At 60.0% G+C, this 16,792-nt stretch carries 14 protein-coding genes and 1 tRNA gene; 4 read left to right on the top strand and 11 right to left on the bottom strand.

The features are described from left to right. Positions 1–14: 14 nt before the first annotated feature. Together desA and A462_RS21410 are read left to right on the top strand one after the other, a co-directional pair. Positions 15–1,199 carry a delta-9 fatty acid desaturase DesA gene (gene desA / locus A462_RS21405; protein WP_003218147.1) on the top strand — a complete coding sequence of 395 codons (1,185 nt, stop codon included), beginning with the start codon at positions 15–17 and terminating at the stop codon, positions 1,197–1,199. A gap of 407 nt (positions 1,200–1,606) precedes the next feature. After that, complete coding sequence (locus A462_RS21410; protein ID WP_003218149.1) at positions 1,607–2,605, top strand: GGDEF domain-containing protein; 999 nt, start codon at positions 1,607–1,609, stop codon at positions 2,603–2,605. A gap of 120 nt (positions 2,606–2,725) precedes the next feature. Here A462_RS21410 and A462_RS21415 read toward each other — a convergent pair whose 3' ends face one another. The 3 genes from A462_RS21415 to gabD form a co-directional block, all read right to left on the bottom strand. Continuing rightward, complete coding sequence (locus A462_RS21415) at positions 2,726–3,934, bottom strand: HDOD domain-containing protein (protein ID WP_003218151.1); 1,209 nt, start codon at positions 3,932–3,934, stop codon at positions 2,726–2,728. A 137-nt stretch (positions 3,935–4,071) separates the two neighbouring features. Then, the gene (gabT, locus tag A462_RS21420) at positions 4,072–5,349 is read right to left on the bottom strand and encodes a 4-aminobutyrate--2-oxoglutarate transaminase (protein ID WP_003218153.1); all 1,278 of its coding nucleotides are present in this window, start codon (positions 5,347–5,349) and stop codon (positions 4,072–4,074) included. A gap of 182 nt (positions 5,350–5,531) precedes the next feature. After that, positions 5,532–6,974, bottom strand: a complete 1,443-nt coding sequence (gene gabD / locus A462_RS21425) for an NADP-dependent succinate-semialdehyde dehydrogenase (RefSeq protein WP_003218155.1) — start codon at positions 6,972–6,974, stop codon at positions 5,532–5,534. A gap of 395 nt (positions 6,975–7,369) precedes the next feature. Here gabD and A462_RS21430 point away from each other — a divergent pair. Then, positions 7,370–7,446 (top strand) — tRNA-Arg (locus A462_RS21430). Between the two features lie 57 nt (positions 7,447–7,503). Here A462_RS21430 and A462_RS21435 read toward each other — a convergent pair. The 6 genes from A462_RS21435 to A462_RS21460 form a co-directional block, all read right to left on the bottom strand. Continuing rightward, entirely contained in the window at positions 7,504–8,103 is a 600-nt protein-coding gene (locus A462_RS21435; RefSeq protein ID WP_008433687.1) for a hypothetical protein, read from the bottom strand. Further along, the gene (locus tag A462_RS21440) at positions 8,100–8,660 is read right to left on the bottom strand and encodes an RNA polymerase sigma factor (RefSeq protein WP_008433685.1); all 561 of its coding nucleotides are present in this window, start codon (positions 8,658–8,660) and stop codon (positions 8,100–8,102) included. Before A462_RS21440 ends, A462_RS21435 begins: the two co-directional genes overlap by 4 nt. Before the next feature lie 26 nt (positions 8,661–8,686). After that, positions 8,687–10,348, bottom strand: a complete 1,662-nt coding sequence (locus A462_RS21445; protein WP_008433683.1) for a vWA domain-containing protein — start codon at positions 10,346–10,348, stop codon at positions 8,687–8,689. A gap of 74 nt (positions 10,349–10,422) precedes the next feature. Beyond that, complete coding sequence (locus A462_RS21450) at positions 10,423–11,016, bottom strand: hypothetical protein (protein ID WP_008433680.1); 594 nt, start codon at positions 11,014–11,016, stop codon at positions 10,423–10,425. Between the two features lie 88 nt (positions 11,017–11,104). Further along, the gene (locus A462_RS21455; RefSeq protein ID WP_008433678.1) at positions 11,105–13,693 is read right to left on the bottom strand and encodes an autotransporter family protein; all 2,589 of its coding nucleotides are present in this window, start codon (positions 13,691–13,693) and stop codon (positions 11,105–11,107) included. A 349-nt stretch (positions 13,694–14,042) separates the two neighbouring features. Then, positions 14,043–14,735: a hypothetical protein gene (locus tag A462_RS21460; RefSeq protein WP_008433676.1), complete on the bottom strand. Its 693-nt coding sequence runs from the start codon at positions 14,733–14,735 to the stop codon at positions 14,043–14,045. 390 nt (positions 14,736–15,125) lie between these two features. On the opposite strand from A462_RS21460, the gene A462_RS21465 reads away from it, so the two are divergent. Then, entirely contained in the window at positions 15,126–15,383 is a 258-nt protein-coding gene (locus A462_RS21465) for a hypothetical protein (RefSeq protein ID WP_008433674.1), read from the top strand. Between the two features lie 50 nt (positions 15,384–15,433). On the opposite strand, the gene A462_RS21470 is transcribed toward A462_RS21465, so the two are convergent. Both A462_RS21470 and A462_RS21475 read right to left on the bottom strand, forming a co-directional pair. Further along, positions 15,434–15,823: an SCO4402 family protein gene (locus tag A462_RS21470; RefSeq protein ID WP_008433672.1), complete on the bottom strand. Its 390-nt coding sequence runs from the start codon at positions 15,821–15,823 to the stop codon at positions 15,434–15,436. 144 nt (positions 15,824–15,967) lie between these two features. Then, complete coding sequence (locus A462_RS21475) at positions 15,968–16,456, bottom strand: Imm6 family immunity protein (protein WP_008433671.1); 489 nt, start codon at positions 16,454–16,456, stop codon at positions 15,968–15,970. Positions 16,457–16,792 lie beyond the last annotated feature (336 nt).

Here is a 16,792-nt window from a genome sequence, read left to right as displayed (position 1 = left end):
GGGCCATACAGCCTATGTGGTACAACGGTTTTCTTGACTTGTCGGCCTGGCAACTGGTGGCAGTCACTCTGTTGATGACCCACGTGACCATTGTCGGGGTCACGGTCTATCTGCACCGCTATTCAGCCCACCGCTCCCTGGAGCTCAATGCTGGCCTGAAACACTTCTTCCGCTTCTGGCTGTGGCTCACCACGGCGCAGAACACCCGCGAGTGGACCGCTATCCACCGCAAACACCACGCCAAGTGCGAAACCGTCGACGATCCTCACAGCCCGGTGATCAAGGGCCTGTCCACCGTGCTGCGCAAAGGCGCCGAGCTGTATCGCGCCGAAGCCGAGAACCCCGAGACCCTGCGCATCTACGGCAAGAACTGCCCGGAAGACTGGATCGAGCGCAAGCTCTACACCCCGTACCCGCTGCTGGGCGTGGCGATCATGGGCGTGATCGACCTGCTGCTGTTCGGCACCATCGGCATCACCATCTGGGCCATCCAGATGATGTGGATCCCGTTCTGGGCTGCCGGCGTAATCAACGGCCTGGGTCATGCCATCGGCTACCGCAACTTCGAATGCCGCGACGCGGCGACCAACCTGATTCCCTGGGGCATCATCGTGGGTGGCGAAGAACTGCATAACAACCACCACACCTACCCCAACTCCGCCAAGCTGTCGGTGAAGAAGTGGGAGTTCGACCTGGGCTGGGCCTGGATCAAAGTGTTCAGCTTCCTGCGCCTGGCCAAGGTGCAACGGGTCGCGCCGATCGCCCACCGGGTCGAAGGCAAGGGCAGCCTGGACATGGACACCGCGATGGCGATCCTCAACAACCGCTTCCAGATCATGGCCCAGTACCGCAAGTTGGTGATTGGCCCGCTGGTCAAGCAGGAACTGGAAAAGGTCGATCACTCGGTGCGCCACCAATTCCATCGCGCCAAGCGCCTGCTGTCGCGGGAAACCAGCCTGCTGGATGACCGCCACCATGTGCGCATCCAGAGCATGCTGGAACACAGCCAGGCCCTGAAAGTGATCTACGAGAAGCGCCTGGCGCTGCAACAGATCTGGCTGAAAACCAGCACCAACGGCCACGACATGCTGGCGGCGATCAAGGAATGGGTGCACGAGGCCGAGGCGAGCGGGATTCAATCCCTGCGGGACTTTGCCCATCAGCTGAAGACCTATTCGCTGCGGCCTGCCGCGGTCTGATACGGCTGTAGCGAGCCGATTTTTTGTGGCAGGGGAGCTTCTGTGGCGAGGGAGCTTGCTCCCGCTGGAGTGCGMAGCGCTCCCARGATTTTGGGGCCGCTRCGCAGCCCAGCGGGAGCAAGCTCCCTCGCCACAACAAGCTCCTTCCCCATAGCAGCTCCTTCCCCACCGCAGCTCCTTCCCGACAGCAGCCCCCTCCCCACCGCAACTCCTTCCCCACAGCAAGCCCCTCCCCCCAACAAACTCGCTCCTACATGTTTCTGGCGCCATTTCTTGGTCGCCTCTAATCGGCGCTGATAACGGAACTTCGCAGCAAATTCCCCCTCTCAATCAACACTTCGCCATCCCGGCGGCCCTTGTTGTGACCGCTGCCCAACCCCGCGGCCTGCCCAGAGAGAGTTGTGCCGATGGTCCACGAAAAGACCTTCACCGACACCCCCGTCCTCGAACACCCACGACCGGCAGCCGCCGCTACGTTGCTGGCCCTGATGCATGCTCAGGGCGAAGTGGAACGGCTGAGTGAACGCGAGCAACTGCTGAGTTCGCTGTTGGTCAGTGTGAATGCCGTGCTCTGGGCAATCGAGTGGGACACTCGCCGCGTGCTGTACGTCAGCCCGGCCTATGAGCGGGTTTTCGGACGTACGGCGGGCATGTTGTTGACCGACTATCGGGAATGGCGCAACAGCATCCACCCCGAAGACCTCGACTACGCCGAGCACAGCCTGGCCCAGGTGCTGCATAGCGGCGCCGTGGAAGACCGCGAGTACCGCATCATCACCGCCGACGGGCAGATCCGCTGGCTCAGCGACAAGTGTTACATCAACCAGCAGGCCGAGCCTGGCCAGCCGGTGATCGTGGTAGGCATAGCCGAAGACATCACCGAAAAGAAGCAGCTGGAGCTCGAGCTGCACCGTCTGGCCACCACCGATGTACTGACCCGCAGCAGCAACCGCCGGCATTTCTTCGAGTGCGCCCACCACGAGTTTGAACGCGCCTGCCTGCAAGGCACGCCCCTGGCGTTCCTGTTGCTGGACATCGATGACTTCAAGGTGGTGAACGACACCTACGGCCACCTGGAAGGCGATCAGGTGTTGCAGCGTATCGCCGAGAGCGGTCGGGGAGTTCTGCGCCGTGGCGACCTGTTCGGGCGCATTGGCGGCGAAGAATTCGCCGCCATACTGCCCGGTTGTGCCCCGGAGATGGCAATGCAGGTGGCCGAACGCCTGGGGCACGAGATTGCGCAGCTGAGTTTCAGCCACGACGGTGAGAGCTTCGCGGTCACCGTCAGCCAGGGCCTGGCCAGCCTGACCGCCGAGGACGCCAATGTGGACAGCCTGTTTGCCCGCGCTGACGCGGCCATGTACGAGGCCAAGCGCCAGGGCAAAAACCGCGTGCTCCCCGGCTGACGCCACACGATGACCTGTGGGAGCCGGGCTTGCCCGCGATGCAGGCACCTCGGCGTGTTGGTTGTACCGGGATGATGCTATCGCAGGCAAGCCAGCTCCCACACTGGCACGCATCGCCTGCTAGGTTTTGCGCATACGCGTCAATTCCGGCAAACCCACCTTGAGCAAGCGTGCCGTCTTGCCTTTCGCCAATGCCTCGACGCCTTCATGCTCGGTCAGCCGCGCCAGTTGCGCCGCCAGGTTCATCACCAGCGCTTCGCGGGAATACACCCCGCCCTCCAGCGAATAAATCGCCGCGATCAACTGGCGCAACTCCAGCGGCAGGCGCCAGCGTGTGCGCAGTGCCGAACCATAGGCCGCGCCGAAGGTGTAGAGGGACTCGCCAATCGCTTCATCATCCAGTTCGCCACCGCCCAGCAGCCAGTCTTGCAGGCACCGCAGCAAGGCCAGGTCGCCAAGGCGATGGAGGATGCCGGCGCTGTAGCAGCGCTCGTGATCCAGGTCGAGCATGCGCGCCAGGCTGCGGGCGTAGTCGGCGGTGCGCTGGGACAGCTGCCAATGACGCTCGGCGTAATCCACAAGGCTCGGGTCGCTCAGTACCACGTTGTGCTTGAGGGCGAGCCCCAGGATCAGGTTCATGCTCTGCCCCGCCGCCAGCTTGTGCAGGGCCATGCCCAGGGTCTGTACCGGCGAACCGTGATGGCCGGCGCTGTTGGCGGCGGCGATCAACACGGCAGTAATCTGCGGGTCCATGCGCACCTGCTCTTCCAGGCGCTTGAGGTCCAGGCCCTCCGGCTCCAGGCTATGTTGCACCGCAGCCTGCACGTCGACCCGCAGCGGCGCGCCGTCGGAGGCTTCCCGGCGGCGCTCCAGAAACACCGGCAAGGTCATGCCCGGCGCCAGGGCCGGGACTTCGCAATACACCGTCTCACCTTCGTTCAGCAGCAAGTCCTGCAGGCGCTGGGTCAGGCTTTCCATGTTCAGGGGTTTGGTCAGGTACGCGGTCGGTGCCAGCGGCAAGGCTTCGCGCACACTGGCGCTGTCGTTGCGGGTACTCAGCAGGATAAACGGCAACAGCGGCGTACGCCGTTGCAGGCGCACGCTGCGCAGCAGGCTCAGGCCATCGACGCCGGGCAGCTCCCAATCGGCAATGATCAGGTCATAGGGTTTGTCACGCAGCAACTCGGTGGCCCGCTGGCCATCGGCACACACATCCAGCCGTGCGTCACAGCGCACATTCAGCAACACCTGCTTGAGCAGATCTCGGGACCAAGGGTCGGCCTCGGCAATCAACACACGGGGTACAGCCGGTAAATCAACAGCAGTCATCCAGCACGCTCCATCGGCAATACCAGCACCTTAGACAAAGGAGCCGCCTGCGTACAATGAACAACGGCTGAATACCGTTCATCGGGCACAAAAAAACCCGCCTAAGCGGGTTTTTTGTCGATCAGGTCAACTTTTGATCACAGCTCGGAGAAGCACTCTTCGATGATCGCCAGGCCTTTGTCCAACTGCTCGTCCGGCGAAGTCAGCGGAACCAGCACGCGCAACACGTTGCCGTAGGTGCCGCAGGACAGCAGGATCAAGCCCTTGTCACGCGCCTTGGCCACCACGGAAGCGACAGCAGCGGCGTTCGGCTTATGGCTGTCGCCATCTTCGAACAGCTCGACCGCAATCATTGCGCCCAGGGCACGCACTTCGCCGATCACCGGGTACTTGGCCTGGATAGCTTTCAGACCGGTCACCAGGCGCTCGCCCACAGCCTTGCAGCGGTCCAGCAGGTGCTCTTCTTCGAACACTTCCATCACGGCCAGGGCCGCGGCGCAAGCGATCGGGCTGCCAGCGTAAGTGCCGCCCAGGCCACCTGGCGCAATGGCGTCCATGTATTCAGCCTTGCCGCATACACCGGCCAGCGGGAAGCCGCCTGCGATGGATTTGGCGAAGGTGGTCAGGTCGGCGGCAACGCCCATCTGTTCCATGGCGAAGAAAGTACCGGTACGGCCGGCACCGGTTTGCACTTCGTCGGCGATCAGCAGGATGCCGTGCTTGTCGCACAGTTCGCGCAGGCGCTTCATGAAGGATTTAGGCGCGACGTAGAAACCGCCTTCGCCCTGCACCGGCTCGATGATGATGGCAGCGATATCACGCGGCTCGGCATCGTTCTTGAAGATGCGTTCGATGCTGGCGATGGAGTCGTCATCGCTCACACCGTGCAGTTCGTTCGGGAACAGCGCGCGGAACACGCCGCCTGGCATCAGGCCCATGCCGGCCGAGTACGGCACGACTTTGCCGGTGAGGCCCAGGGTCATCATGGTGCGACCGTGGTAGGCGCCGGTGAACGCGATCACGCCGGCACGGCCAGTGGCGGCACGGGCAATCTTCACGGCGTTTTCTACCGCTTCGGAACCGGTGGTGACCAGCAGGGTTTTCTTGGCGAAATCACCCGGCACCTTGGCGTTAACTTTTTCGCACAGCTCAACGTACGGCTCGTAGGCCAGTACCTGGAAGCAGGTGTGAGTCAGCTTGTTCAACTGTTCGGTCACGGCGGCGATGATTTTCGGGTGCACATGGCCGGTGTTCAGCACGGCGATACCGCCGGCGAAGTCGATGAACTCGCGACCTTCAACGTCGGTCACGGTGGCGTTCTTCGCCGACTCGGCGAAGATCGGGTGAATCTGGCCAACACCGCGTGGTACAGCGGCTTCGCGGCGTTTCATCAGGGATGCGTTGGTCTTGCTCATAAAGTCCTCATTCGCCACTCATCGGGTGGCGTGGTCCAAGGAATACGTGGCGGGGAGGCAACTACGGCAGCATGCGATGATCGACTGCCACAGCTTTCCCGGCCACTACGAATAACGGGGTGAAACACGCAAAGGGACAGCGCTCTCGTGCCCTTTGCGTTTGCAACAATGCCTTGCCGGGCTTAAATGCCCAGGCAGAGGTATTTGATTTCCAGGTAGTCCTCGATCCCGTACTTGGAGCCTTCACGGCCCAGGCCCGAAGCCTTGATGCCGCCGAACGGCGCCACTTCGTTGGAGATCAACCCGGTGTTGACGCCGACCATGCCGTATTCCAGGGCTTCAGCCACACGGAACACACGGCCCAGGTCGCGGGCATAGAAGTAGGAAGCCAGGCCGAACTCGGTGTCGTTGGACATCGCGATCACTTCGGCTTCGTCTTTGAAGCGGAACAGCGGCGCCAGTGGGCCGAAGGTTTCTTCCTTGGCCACGGCAGCATCTTTCGGCACGTTGACCAGGATGGTCGGCTCGAAGAAGTTGCCTTCCATCACCTTGCCGCCAGCCAACAGGGTCGCGCCTTTGCTCAGGGCGTCAGCGATGTGCTCCTGAACCTTGGCCACGGCCTTCTCGTCGATCAGCGGGCCGGTGGTGGTGCCCTCTTCCAGACCATTGCCGATCTTCAGCTTGGCCACCGCCACTTTCAGTTTCTCGGCGAACGCGTCGTACACCGAATCCTGGATGTACAGGCGGTTGGCGCAGACGCAGGTCTGGCCGTTGTTGCGGTACTTGGAAATGATCGCGCCTTCGACGGCCTTATCCAGGTCTGCGTCGTCGAACACGATGAACGGCGCGTTGCCGCCCAGTTCCAGGGAAACCTTCTTGATGTCCTTGGCGCATTCGGCCATCAGCTGGCGACCGATTTCGGTGGAGCCGGTGAAGGACAACTTACGCACGATCGGGTTGCTGGTCAGCTCGCTGCCGATATCGCCGGCGCTGCCGGAGACCACGCTGAACACACCTTTCGGAATCCCGGCACGCTGGGCCAGTTCAGCCAGGGCGAACGCGGAGAACGGGGTTTGCGACGCAGGCTTGAGCACCATGGTGCAACCGGCAGCCAGGGCCGGGCCGGCTTTACGGGTGATCATCGCGGCCGGGAAGTTCCACGGCGTGATGGCAGCGGTAACGCCGATTGGTTGCTTGATCACGATCAGGCGCTTGTCCGGCTGGTGGCCGGGAATCACATCACCGTAGACGCGCTTGGCTTCTTCGGCGAACCACTCGATGAACGAAGCGGCGTAAACGATTTCGCCCTTGGCTTCGGCCAGCGGCTTGCCTTGTTCCAGGGTCATCAGGCGAGCCAGGTCATCCTGGTTCTCGATGATCAGCTCGAACCAGCGGCGCAGCTTGTTGGCGCGGTCCTTGGCGGTAAGTGCACGCCAGGCCGGCAGGGCCTTGTCAGCTGCTTCAATGGCGCGACGGGTTTCGGCGGCGCCCATTTTTGGCACGGTACCGAGGATTTCGCCGGTAGCGGGGTTGTTGACCTTGATCGTTTGACCGTTGTCCGCATCGACCCAAGCGCCATCAATGAAGGCTTGCTGGCGGAACAACTGGGTGTCTTTGAGCTGCATGTCGGCTTTCCTTAACAGCACCGCGCACGCGCGGAGCGAATTAGAGTTGTTGAAAGGCGCCTTGAGGGCTGCCGTCAGGGAAATCATTCACTGGGCGCAAGCACGTAAATAGCGCACGAAAGGACAAATGTGCGGTTCAGCACCCAGGCAGGAGCGTTTGAAATCTCAAACGAATCCTAGGATCAATGGGGGTGCAGGGCAATAGTCTGTTCGAAAAAAAGAACGAAAACGGCGCATTTGCTCGATTTTTCTGATCAGCGTGTTTCGGGCGAGTTCCACCGTATTGCGCCGAGATGCCCGGCACAGGGCGTCAGCGGCGCGTATTCCTACCGGTGGCCGGGCGAAAAGCGGCATGGACGCCCAAGGTCGACATGGGTATGATGTCGCCCGCACAAGCATCCGTAGCTCAGCTGGATAGAGTACTGCCCTCCGAAGGCAGGGGTCGTGGGTTCGAATCCCGCCGGGTGCACCAGATACAGATGAAAAAGCCCCAGGTCGAAAGGCCTGGGGCTTTTTTGTGGGCGTCGATTCAGGGTTTCTGCAACGCCTCCAACCGCGCCGGCAAGTCTTCCTTGGGAAAGCGCTTATGCAACTCCAGCAGCTTCTCATCCGCCGCCTTCGCCTCTCCCGCCTGCCGCAACCGCAGGATTTCCTGCAGCCCTTGCTCCAATGGCGGCAGCACAACAGCCGAGCGCTTGCTCATCTTCGCCACCGGCTCATCCGCCAGCGAGCCCGCGACTTCTGCCTGCACCTGCGGCGCACTGTCAGCCTGCGGAGCCACGGAGAATCGAGCCATCGGCGCGGCTGCCGGGGCCGGGCGGGCCAGGTCTTGCGGAGCCGCCGCGTAAGTCCCTGTGGATAACTCCGGCCGCGGCACCGGCGAGCGCGTGACCAAACCAATCATCAGGGCCACACCCGCGACGGTGGCAAACGCCATCTGCCAGCGCGGCCGTTGGCAGGCCTGTAACCAACGCTGCCACAGGCCGGGTTGCCGCACCGGCGCTTCACGGTGGGCGGTGGCCAGGATGAAGGCGTCCAGGGAAGCCGGCGGCTCGCCGCTGGTGTGTTGACGGAAATGCTCGATCAGCAGCTCGTCGTTCGAGTCCTGGGTATGTCGGGGGTCAGTCATGCGGGTACCTCCTCGGCCAGCAGTCGGCGCAGTTTCTGCTGGGCGTAACGCAAGCGGCTTTTTACCGTTTCCAGTGGGGCGCCGGTGAGCGCGGCGATTTGTGGCACTTCCAGCTCGCCATGCAGGCGCAGCAGGAACACTTCGCGCTGGTCTTCGGGCAAGTCTTGCAACGCGCTGTCCAGGCGCGCCTGATCACGGCTCAGGCTCAGCAGTTGCTCAGGCCCGGCGCTGTCGTCGGGCTGGCCGTGAAGCTGCTCATCGTAGCTGTCGTGCAGCGGGTTGTGGATGCCGTGCTTGCGCCAGTGGTCGATCAGGCGGTTGCGGGCAACCTGGAACAGCCAGGTGCGAAAACTCGCCCGCCCCTGTGGCTCGCTGGTGCTGCGGATCAGGCTGAGCCAGGTGTCCTGGAACACTTCCTCGGCCAGTTCGGCCTTGTTGCTCAAGGACACGAGAAAACGGTACAGGCCCTGTCGATGCCGCGCGTACAGGGCCTCGAACGCTGCACCGTCGCCGCTGCGGTAGCGGGACAGCAAGGCTTCGTCGCTGGGTGAATCCATCAGGTGGCGCACTCCTTTGAGGTGGATCAGTGTCTGGCCGGGGCCTGGAGGCTCTGGGCCAATTCGACCAGTTGCACAAACTCGCCGCGCAAACCAAAAGGGTCGTCGCCCCGTGCGGAACGTGCCAGTGCGGCCGTGTCCTTGATACTCATGCTGCCAGTGTAGCGGCCATCACCCTTGAGTTGCTGGGCGAAGGCGGCCACGGCGGCAGAGAAGCGCAGGTCGTCGCTGGGTTTGCCGCTGTGCTGGTTGCTGATCGGGTGTTCGATCAGTCGGCTATCGCCGCCTTCCGCTGGTTTGTAGCGTACCCGCAACATCGCCAACTCATCAGTTTTACCGTCAGCCTTGGCCGCCGATGCGTAGCGCAGTGGCTCCAGCCAACCCTGTTCACCCTTCGGGACAATTTCATACAACGCGGTCACTGTATGCCCTGCACCGATTTCGCCGGCGTCGACCTTGTCGTTGTTGAAATCCTCACGCTTCAGGGCGCGGTTTTCATAGCCCAGCAATCGGTATTCACTGACCTGTGCCGGATTGAATTCCACTTGCAGTTTCACATCCCGGGCCACCACGGCGAGGGTTGAGCTGAGCTGGTCCACCAGCACTTTGCGGGCTTCGCGCAGGTTGTCGATATAGGCGTAGTTGCCATCACCGGCATCGGCCAGTTGTTCCATCAGGTGTTCGTTGTAGTTATCCACACCGAAGCCGAGGGTGGTCAGGGACACGCCGCTTTTGCGCTGGTCGACGGCCATTTGCTTGAGGCTGTCGAAGTCACTGACGCCCACGTTGAAGTCGCCATCGGTGGCCAGCAGGATGCGGTTGATGCCTTTGTCGATAAACCCTTCGCGGGCCATTTGGTAGGCCATTTCGATCCCCGACGCGCCTGCGGTGGAGCCGCCGGCGGTAAGTTGGTCGATGGCATTGCGGATCGTGGTTTTGTCGCGGCCCGAGGTGGGCTTGAGCACCACCCGCGATTCGCCGGCGTAGACCACCAGCGAGACGCGGTCCTGGTCGCGCAGTTGGTCCACCAGCAATTTCAGGGTGCTCTTGACCAGAGGCAGGCCTTCGCGGCGATTCATCGAGCCGGATACGTCCACCAGGAACACCAGGTTGGCCGGTGCCAGGTCTGCCACCGCGCGGTCCGAGGCCTTGATGCCGATGCGCAACAGTCGGGTGTGGGGGTTCCAGGGTGACGGTGCTACTTCAGTGGTCACGCCAAAGGGCGAGCCGTCGGTGGGCAAGGCGTAGTCATAAGGGAAGTAATTGACCATCTCCTCAAGTCGCACAGCACCTTCGGGCGGCAGGCTGCCTTGATTGAGGAAGCGTCGTACGTTGGCATAGCTGCCGGTGTCGACATCGACGCTGAAGGTGGAGACCGGTGTTTCGGCAACGCTGCGAATCGGGTTGTCCGGGAGGTTCTGATAGTGCTCCCGAGGCTCGGTCTGGTATTGCATGGCGATCGAGTCGTTCATGACCAATCGCGACGCCATCGGTGCAGGCGCAACCATCCGCTTGACCATGGCCCCCTGGACGCTGGCGGGCTCACTTTGCACCTCCACGACAGGCGCCGACTCAGCGGGCTTGGCCACGTCACGGGATGAAGAGAGCCCACACCCGGCAAGCGCCACCAGCAGGGTCACGGTGAAGCCTTGGGCGGCAGGGCGTAACAGCAGAAGAGGACGGGACATGGGCTGAACCTCGTGAATGAATGATCCGTTCACAAGGTCAGACGCAAGGGGCTGGCGATTCGGGTTAAAGCAACTTAGAGCGACGGAATATTTCCCGTCGCTGCCACAGTCGCCACCGGGACACGCTCGTTAGGCGCAGTTACGTCATACACATGCTGCTCACAGCCCTTCCCGATAATCACGAATTCCACCAGGTAAACCTTTTGCTTCTCAGGCTTGAAGGTCGAACTCATGGGGCCGCACTCATACACATAGGTTTTGACGAGGCCGACATAGTTGGCGTTGTAGACCCGTGACTCGCCGATCACTTCAAAGGGCTGCCCCGGGTCAGCCTGCACTTCCAACTGCGGGAAGCGTTTGGCGACGGCGCTGTTGCCCACTTCGTTCATCTTGGCGATCCAGCCGAATACCTTGCCACGGCCGGAATCCACCACCGTCCCGAGGATTTCCGGACGCTGATCTGCATCGGAACTACGGCGTACGGAGAACTGCACCGGATAGGTAAAACCGGTTGCCTTCATGATGACCTTGGCGTGTTCGGCGTCCACCTCGACCTTTTTCTGCTGCAACTGGACGCCGTCCGTCAGCAGGCTTGGCGAGGAGTTCCTGGCAGTGGAGTGGCAGCCGGCCAAGACCAGGGCGAGGATTAAGAGTGAGGTCTTTTTCATGGGTTACTTCCTTGAGCACATTTAAAAGTCTGGCTCGGGCTACGTGGGAGAACCGCAGCCCGATGCCGTTTTCTATCGGCCGTAATACTTAAAACGCGTACCGCGCCTTGAGCATGACCCCATCGGCATCAAAACCACTGCGGGCCTGGCGGGTGTAGCTGGCACCCACGGTAAAGTCCGACACCTGGTAGTTCACGCCGACACTGGCTTCATAGCTGTCACGCGCCACCGAAGCGCCGGTGACGGTGAACGCAGAACCGCCGAGCACATAGCTGGAGGTTTGTGCGACGCGATCACCCATCAGGTCGTGATACGCCATCAAGGTTGCTTCCGGCTGCAAGCTACCGGCACCCATGGGCAAGTTGCCCGCCAAGCGCACACCAGCGCCCAGCTCGCCCACTTCATAGCGTTGCGACTGGGTGCTCAGCGCGGCCGAGGAGCCCTTCTCGTTGAAACCGTCCATGCGCACGTTGGCGTAACGCGCTGCCACGCGCGGCTCGATCACCACGGCCTGCGACGGCTTGAAGCTGTAGCCGCCGATCACACTGGCAGACAGCACATTGCTGTCGTAACTGCCCTTGGCTGTGGTGCCGGCGATATGGCGTTTGCTGTCGTTGTCGTTATGGCCATAGCTGAGGCTGCCGTCGACAAACCAGTTTTGCAGCGACCAGTTGCCGTACAGCGACAGCGCATGGCCCTCCACATCGGTCTTGTTGCCGAGGTCGGAATGGATGTTGGAGTTAAGGTAGCTGTACGCCACGCCCAACGTGGTGGTGTCGTTCAAGCGCCCGTCCACACCCACGGCCATGCCGCTGCTGTTGGCCGAGTAGCCGTTGTTGCCGCCACGCCCGTCCTGGTCCATGTTGCTGCTCAGGCCCTGCACCCACACGCCGCCGGTTTGATGGCTTTCGCGCTGGTCGGTGAGGCGGTTGAAGATCGCGCCGTTGACCACGGTCTGGCCCGACAACGCCACGTCCAGGGCGCCGCGATTGACGTCCGGCTTGAGTTGTTCGCTGACCTGAGCAAGCTGCTGTGCTGTGCCGGCGTCAGCCAGGGTTTGGAACACTGGGTCGTTCTGATTGAGTCCGCTCAGTACGTCGTTTTTAAAGGTGTTCACCGCCGTCGCTGACGCAGCGCCGGCGCCCACCGCGGCGAGCTCCTGCTGCACTTGCTGGTTGTCTTTAACCGCCACCACGGCCTTGACCGTTTGCGCGTCGGCCGAGTAGCTCAGCACGTTCAGCAGAGAGGACGAGCTGGCCACAGACAGGCCATTGTCTTGCACGCTGGTGGCTTGCAACAGGGTGTACTGAGTGCCGTTGTTGGTGCTGGCGAAGTCGCCCGGCTTGGCGCTCACGGTCAGCTTCGAAGCCTGGGCGAAATTCGCTGCACCGTTGACGGTCAGGTACGGCGTGGTCGGCACTACGCTGTCGGCCAGGTGGATATCAATACCTGCGCCGCTAGCAACGTTGAGGTTGCCAGTGATCGCAGTACCGGGCGCCGACAGGTTCAGCGAGCCCGAGTTGACCGATACCGGCGCGATGATGCGGCTGCCGGTGAAATCGGCCTGGCCTGCGACATTCACCGCGCTCAAGTTGAGCAGGTCGCCGGTGATTTTGCCGCCGGTCCAATTCAGCGTGGCAAGGTTGGCGGCGTCGATGGCGATGCCGGCGTTACTGCGGATCTCGCCGGCTTGCTGGTTGATCTCGAACGCCGAGGTCTGGTCCGCGGCATCTACATGAATGGCTGTGCCATCGGCGCTGATCGTGCCGCGGTTAACGATGCCGCGCGCGCCGGTCGCGCTGTTCTGGGCAAAGGTTGCCCCGGCAAACTCGAAGGCATTGGCGTTGGTGCCCGTGGCCTCGACGGTGCCGGTGTTGAGGATGTAGTCGACCGAACCGTTTAGAAACATCACCGTCTTGGCGTCATTGCCGTTGGCAGAAAGCAGGCCGCTGTTTTCGATGCGCAGAGGGTTGGTGTCGGTTTCCACCTCGATGCCCCAGGCGCCCTCGCCCGTCGCCTTGAGCGTGCCGGCGTTGAGGATTTTGCCGCCGACAGTGGTCCCCAGATTGTTCTGGCGGTCGAGGATCAGGCCGATGGCGTAATCACCGTTCATGTCGATCACACCGGTGTTCGAGACGTCGCCGGCGATGGTGGTGCCATGCAGGTAAATGCCTTCACCGCCATCCACGTAGGAAGGTGAAGCCGGCGGGCTCAGGGGCAGCGTGGAACGGATGGTGCCGGAGTTGATGACACTTCCACCGATGGTCGTCGCGCCGATCTCAAGCCCCTCGTAACCCCCATTTTTCATAAGAATGTTGCCCGCCTGGACCACGTCCCCGGTGACAGTTCCCGGGCTCAGGTTCTGCGGGCCCGACCAGAACAGCGGGTCCAGGGCAATCGCACGGATGGCGGCGCCCTGGGAATCCAGAGTGATGTCGGCACGGTTGATCAACGAACCCTGGATAGTGGTGTTGGCCACACCCAGTCCGGCAGGGTTGGTGGTGGTCGGCACCACTACTTCGGAGAACGTCCCGTTGATAATCAATGACTCATTAAAGGTCTCGCCGACCCAAATGTTCTTGCCCTGCCCCAGGTCGAATTCCACCGCCAGCGCTTGCGAACTGATTGCGCCGACCATGAGTGCCAACAGGCTTTTCTGGAACTGCTTACGCTTCATTTCAAACTCCATGAACTACATTAAAAGCCGCCAATAGGCCCGGCGGCAGTAGGTGTACTAAGCGAGGGATCAATTGATCCGAATGCATTCCCCCAGGGTGCCTTCCTGAAACGCAGGCGCGCGCCTGTGCACCACAGCGGGCGGTGACAGAAAAGAGGCTTGGGGGGCGAGGTTCACATTAATCCTTAATGTCATTTGAAAACGCTGCAGTCCATGCAGCCCGACCGGTTGCGGGTGGGCGGGGTAAAGACACTGGGATATACAAAATGTTCAAGGTGCTCGGCGGGTTCTATCAAACTGCTCGCGTCAGGATCAGCCACCGCAAGCCACGCGGCGACCTCTCGCTGGTCTACTTGAGCTCCTTCACCAGATAACTCCCGGAGATCTGCGTGATACCCATCAACGCGCGGCGCAACGCCTCAGGATCAGTGCGATAAGTGAGCGGCGTGTAACCGTAGACATTCTGGCCATTGAACGGCGTGATCGACTCCACCGTGCGCCAGAGCATCTCGTCGCCACGGTCCATGCGCGCCACCACGGTTAGCGTCGGGTAGACCACGCTGCTGAAACCCTGGGTCAGGCGAAAGCCCCACTCGCCTACCGTCAGTTGAATCTGCGCATCGGCCGGCTCGTCGTCACCCACCACTTTGAGCGATGACGTCTTACCCAAGGCATCGATAAAGGCCTGCTTGAGCAACACGCCCAAGTCGATATTTTCGGCGTCCATCACCGTGAGGATCGCGGCCGGCGTCGACATCTCGGCCAGTTGCCCTGCCTTCATGCCGGCGGCAAACCCCGCGCCGCTCAAGGCCGCCGTGCCCAGCTTGGACGCGCCGCTGGCCATGCCGACGCCCGCACCAAGCCCGGCGCCCAGGGCCGCACCCCAGGCTTGTTCACGGCCCATGTAGACCATGTTCTTTTCCCACTTTACGGGCAGCACTTTGACCGTCTTGACCTGTGCGCGATGCTCGGGCGTGAGGGGCTGGCTGACGCAGCCGCCGAGGATGAGGGTGGAGAGGAGAATCAGGAGAAGGTTTTTCACATCAGTCCTTTAATGTTGGTGGTGGGTGGATGCGTTTAATCATCGCCAGGGTGTCGGCAATGGGGGTGAAGACATGAGGCATTGGGAGTGGGCCAGTACTTTGCTGCCTTGCGTGGGTTTGGGTGCGGGCTTATAGTCCGGGCCGTCGCCCACATGGCGATTCAGGTTTGGCGACCTGACAACAGAGCGCAAAAGCATCCCGCTTCTATGCAGGTGTTTTTGCACCCGCAAAGCTGTGCATGATATGGCGGCTGTGCGCGGGAGACCTTCGGGTCTGCCGGTTTTCTCTGTTGCCGGTTCGCCAACCTGCGTACGGCCGCCACCCATTCGTTTGGCGACGAATGAGTGGTGGCTTAATCCACCAACAGAGTACTGACAATGAATCGATACATGCCCCTCACGGGCCACGACTGCACCGTCCCCGCCCTGCTTATCGACACCCATGCGCCCCTCGATGTCCTCCACGACGCCGCCGTGTACCGGATTCGCGCCGTCACCCAACTGCTGGAAAACCTGGCCTTCCGCGACCAACTCAGCAGCGATGCTGTGGTGCTTCAAGACTTCGCCCAATTGCTGGCGATTCCGCTGCGCGATGGGTGTGATTTGCTGGATGTCATCAGTCGCAGACTCAATACCGATCCATCCTGAGTAAAAGCCGGGCGGCCTGGGTGCCGCCCCTTTAACTCGGTTAAACAACCTCACTTACCATGAAGCAAAACTTTTAAAGCATCTTTAGAAACGCACACTATGCGTGCCCACTCTTCTTTTTCCAAATACTCTTTATCAGAAAGATCAGGACCATACTTATCAAAAAGCGCGTCAATAGCTTGAACCACGTCCTCGATGGCTCTAGCTTCCTGATCATTTTTCAAAACTAGCCCTATCCAAGTGTATGCATTTTCAGCGAGCCCTGTATCGTCATATAAAAAATGTATTGTGTAATCAAGTTCATCATAAGCTAAATTCGGCGATGAACGTTCTACCCAGGCACGGAACTGGTAATCTGAGTCCGACAAACCTGCCAGATAGGAAACCAGCTCCTCTCTCATACTCGGAAATTTTAACTCGGAGAGTTCCAAGTTTTCCATTTTTTATACTCACTCTAGGCAAAGGGGACGGATTTATTTAATTGACCTAGCTGGAGTTTTTAAATCTAATATTTAAACAAATCCGTCACTTTTACGTCCTAAATAAATCCTTGCCCTTTACGTTAAAGAGCAACTCTGCCAGCATTAAAACGTGGATTGCCCCCTATTTTCCAAAACGTGTGCAGATAGATAAACACTCAACTTATCAGACAAGCCTATCCGTTCAATATAAGCAACAATATATACAGCAGAGCTCTCGTCCGCCTCACATACCGGCTCAGACATTTGCTCTTGTAGCCCTACAATCTTATAGGCCTTATTGGCAAAAAAACCGATCACCAACAATATTAAAATTAAACTATTTTGTTCTACGCTTTCAGATGCAAAATTTCCTTCTGCCAGCGGTCCGCTCTGCATATCATCGGAGTCTAGATAATATGCTAATTCATCAGCACTGAGCCCTCGATCAGACAACCATCGCCAACACTTATCAACTGCCTCCTGACATTTTTTTTGCGTATCACTCGCCGAGTCAAGGTTACGTAGAGCATAATCAAGCAACAGAAGGAAAATTGAGGCTTTCTTTACCCACATCATACTGTCAATGACTTTAAGCGCTTCTTCATTGTCCATTAACTATTCTCCCATCTTTAACTAGGACTGTTAGACGATTTGGCATTGCTGCCCCTCCCTCAGCGGTAACTCTTAGCAGAAGAGTAGGATAGCGCTGACTGAATTGTTTAACCACCCCATTCAGGTCACTATTACCCGTCAAACCTGCACTACACTTATTACAGATACCACTTGCATTTGGTTAAAGGGGACGGATTTATTTAATTAACTCATAAGAAATTTTTAATATTTAAATAAATCCGCCCCCTTTACGCTGTTATATCATCGACCGAGAAATAGGGGGTCAGACCACTATTAATACTTTAATTAGAAAACCGTGGCCTGAACCCTATTTCC

The organism is Pseudomonas sp. Ag1, assembly GCF_000278565.1.
Taxonomy (GTDB): Bacteria; Pseudomonadota; Gammaproteobacteria; order Pseudomonadales; family Pseudomonadaceae; genus Aquipseudomonas.
This window is presented reverse-complemented; position numbering and strand designations above follow the sequence as displayed.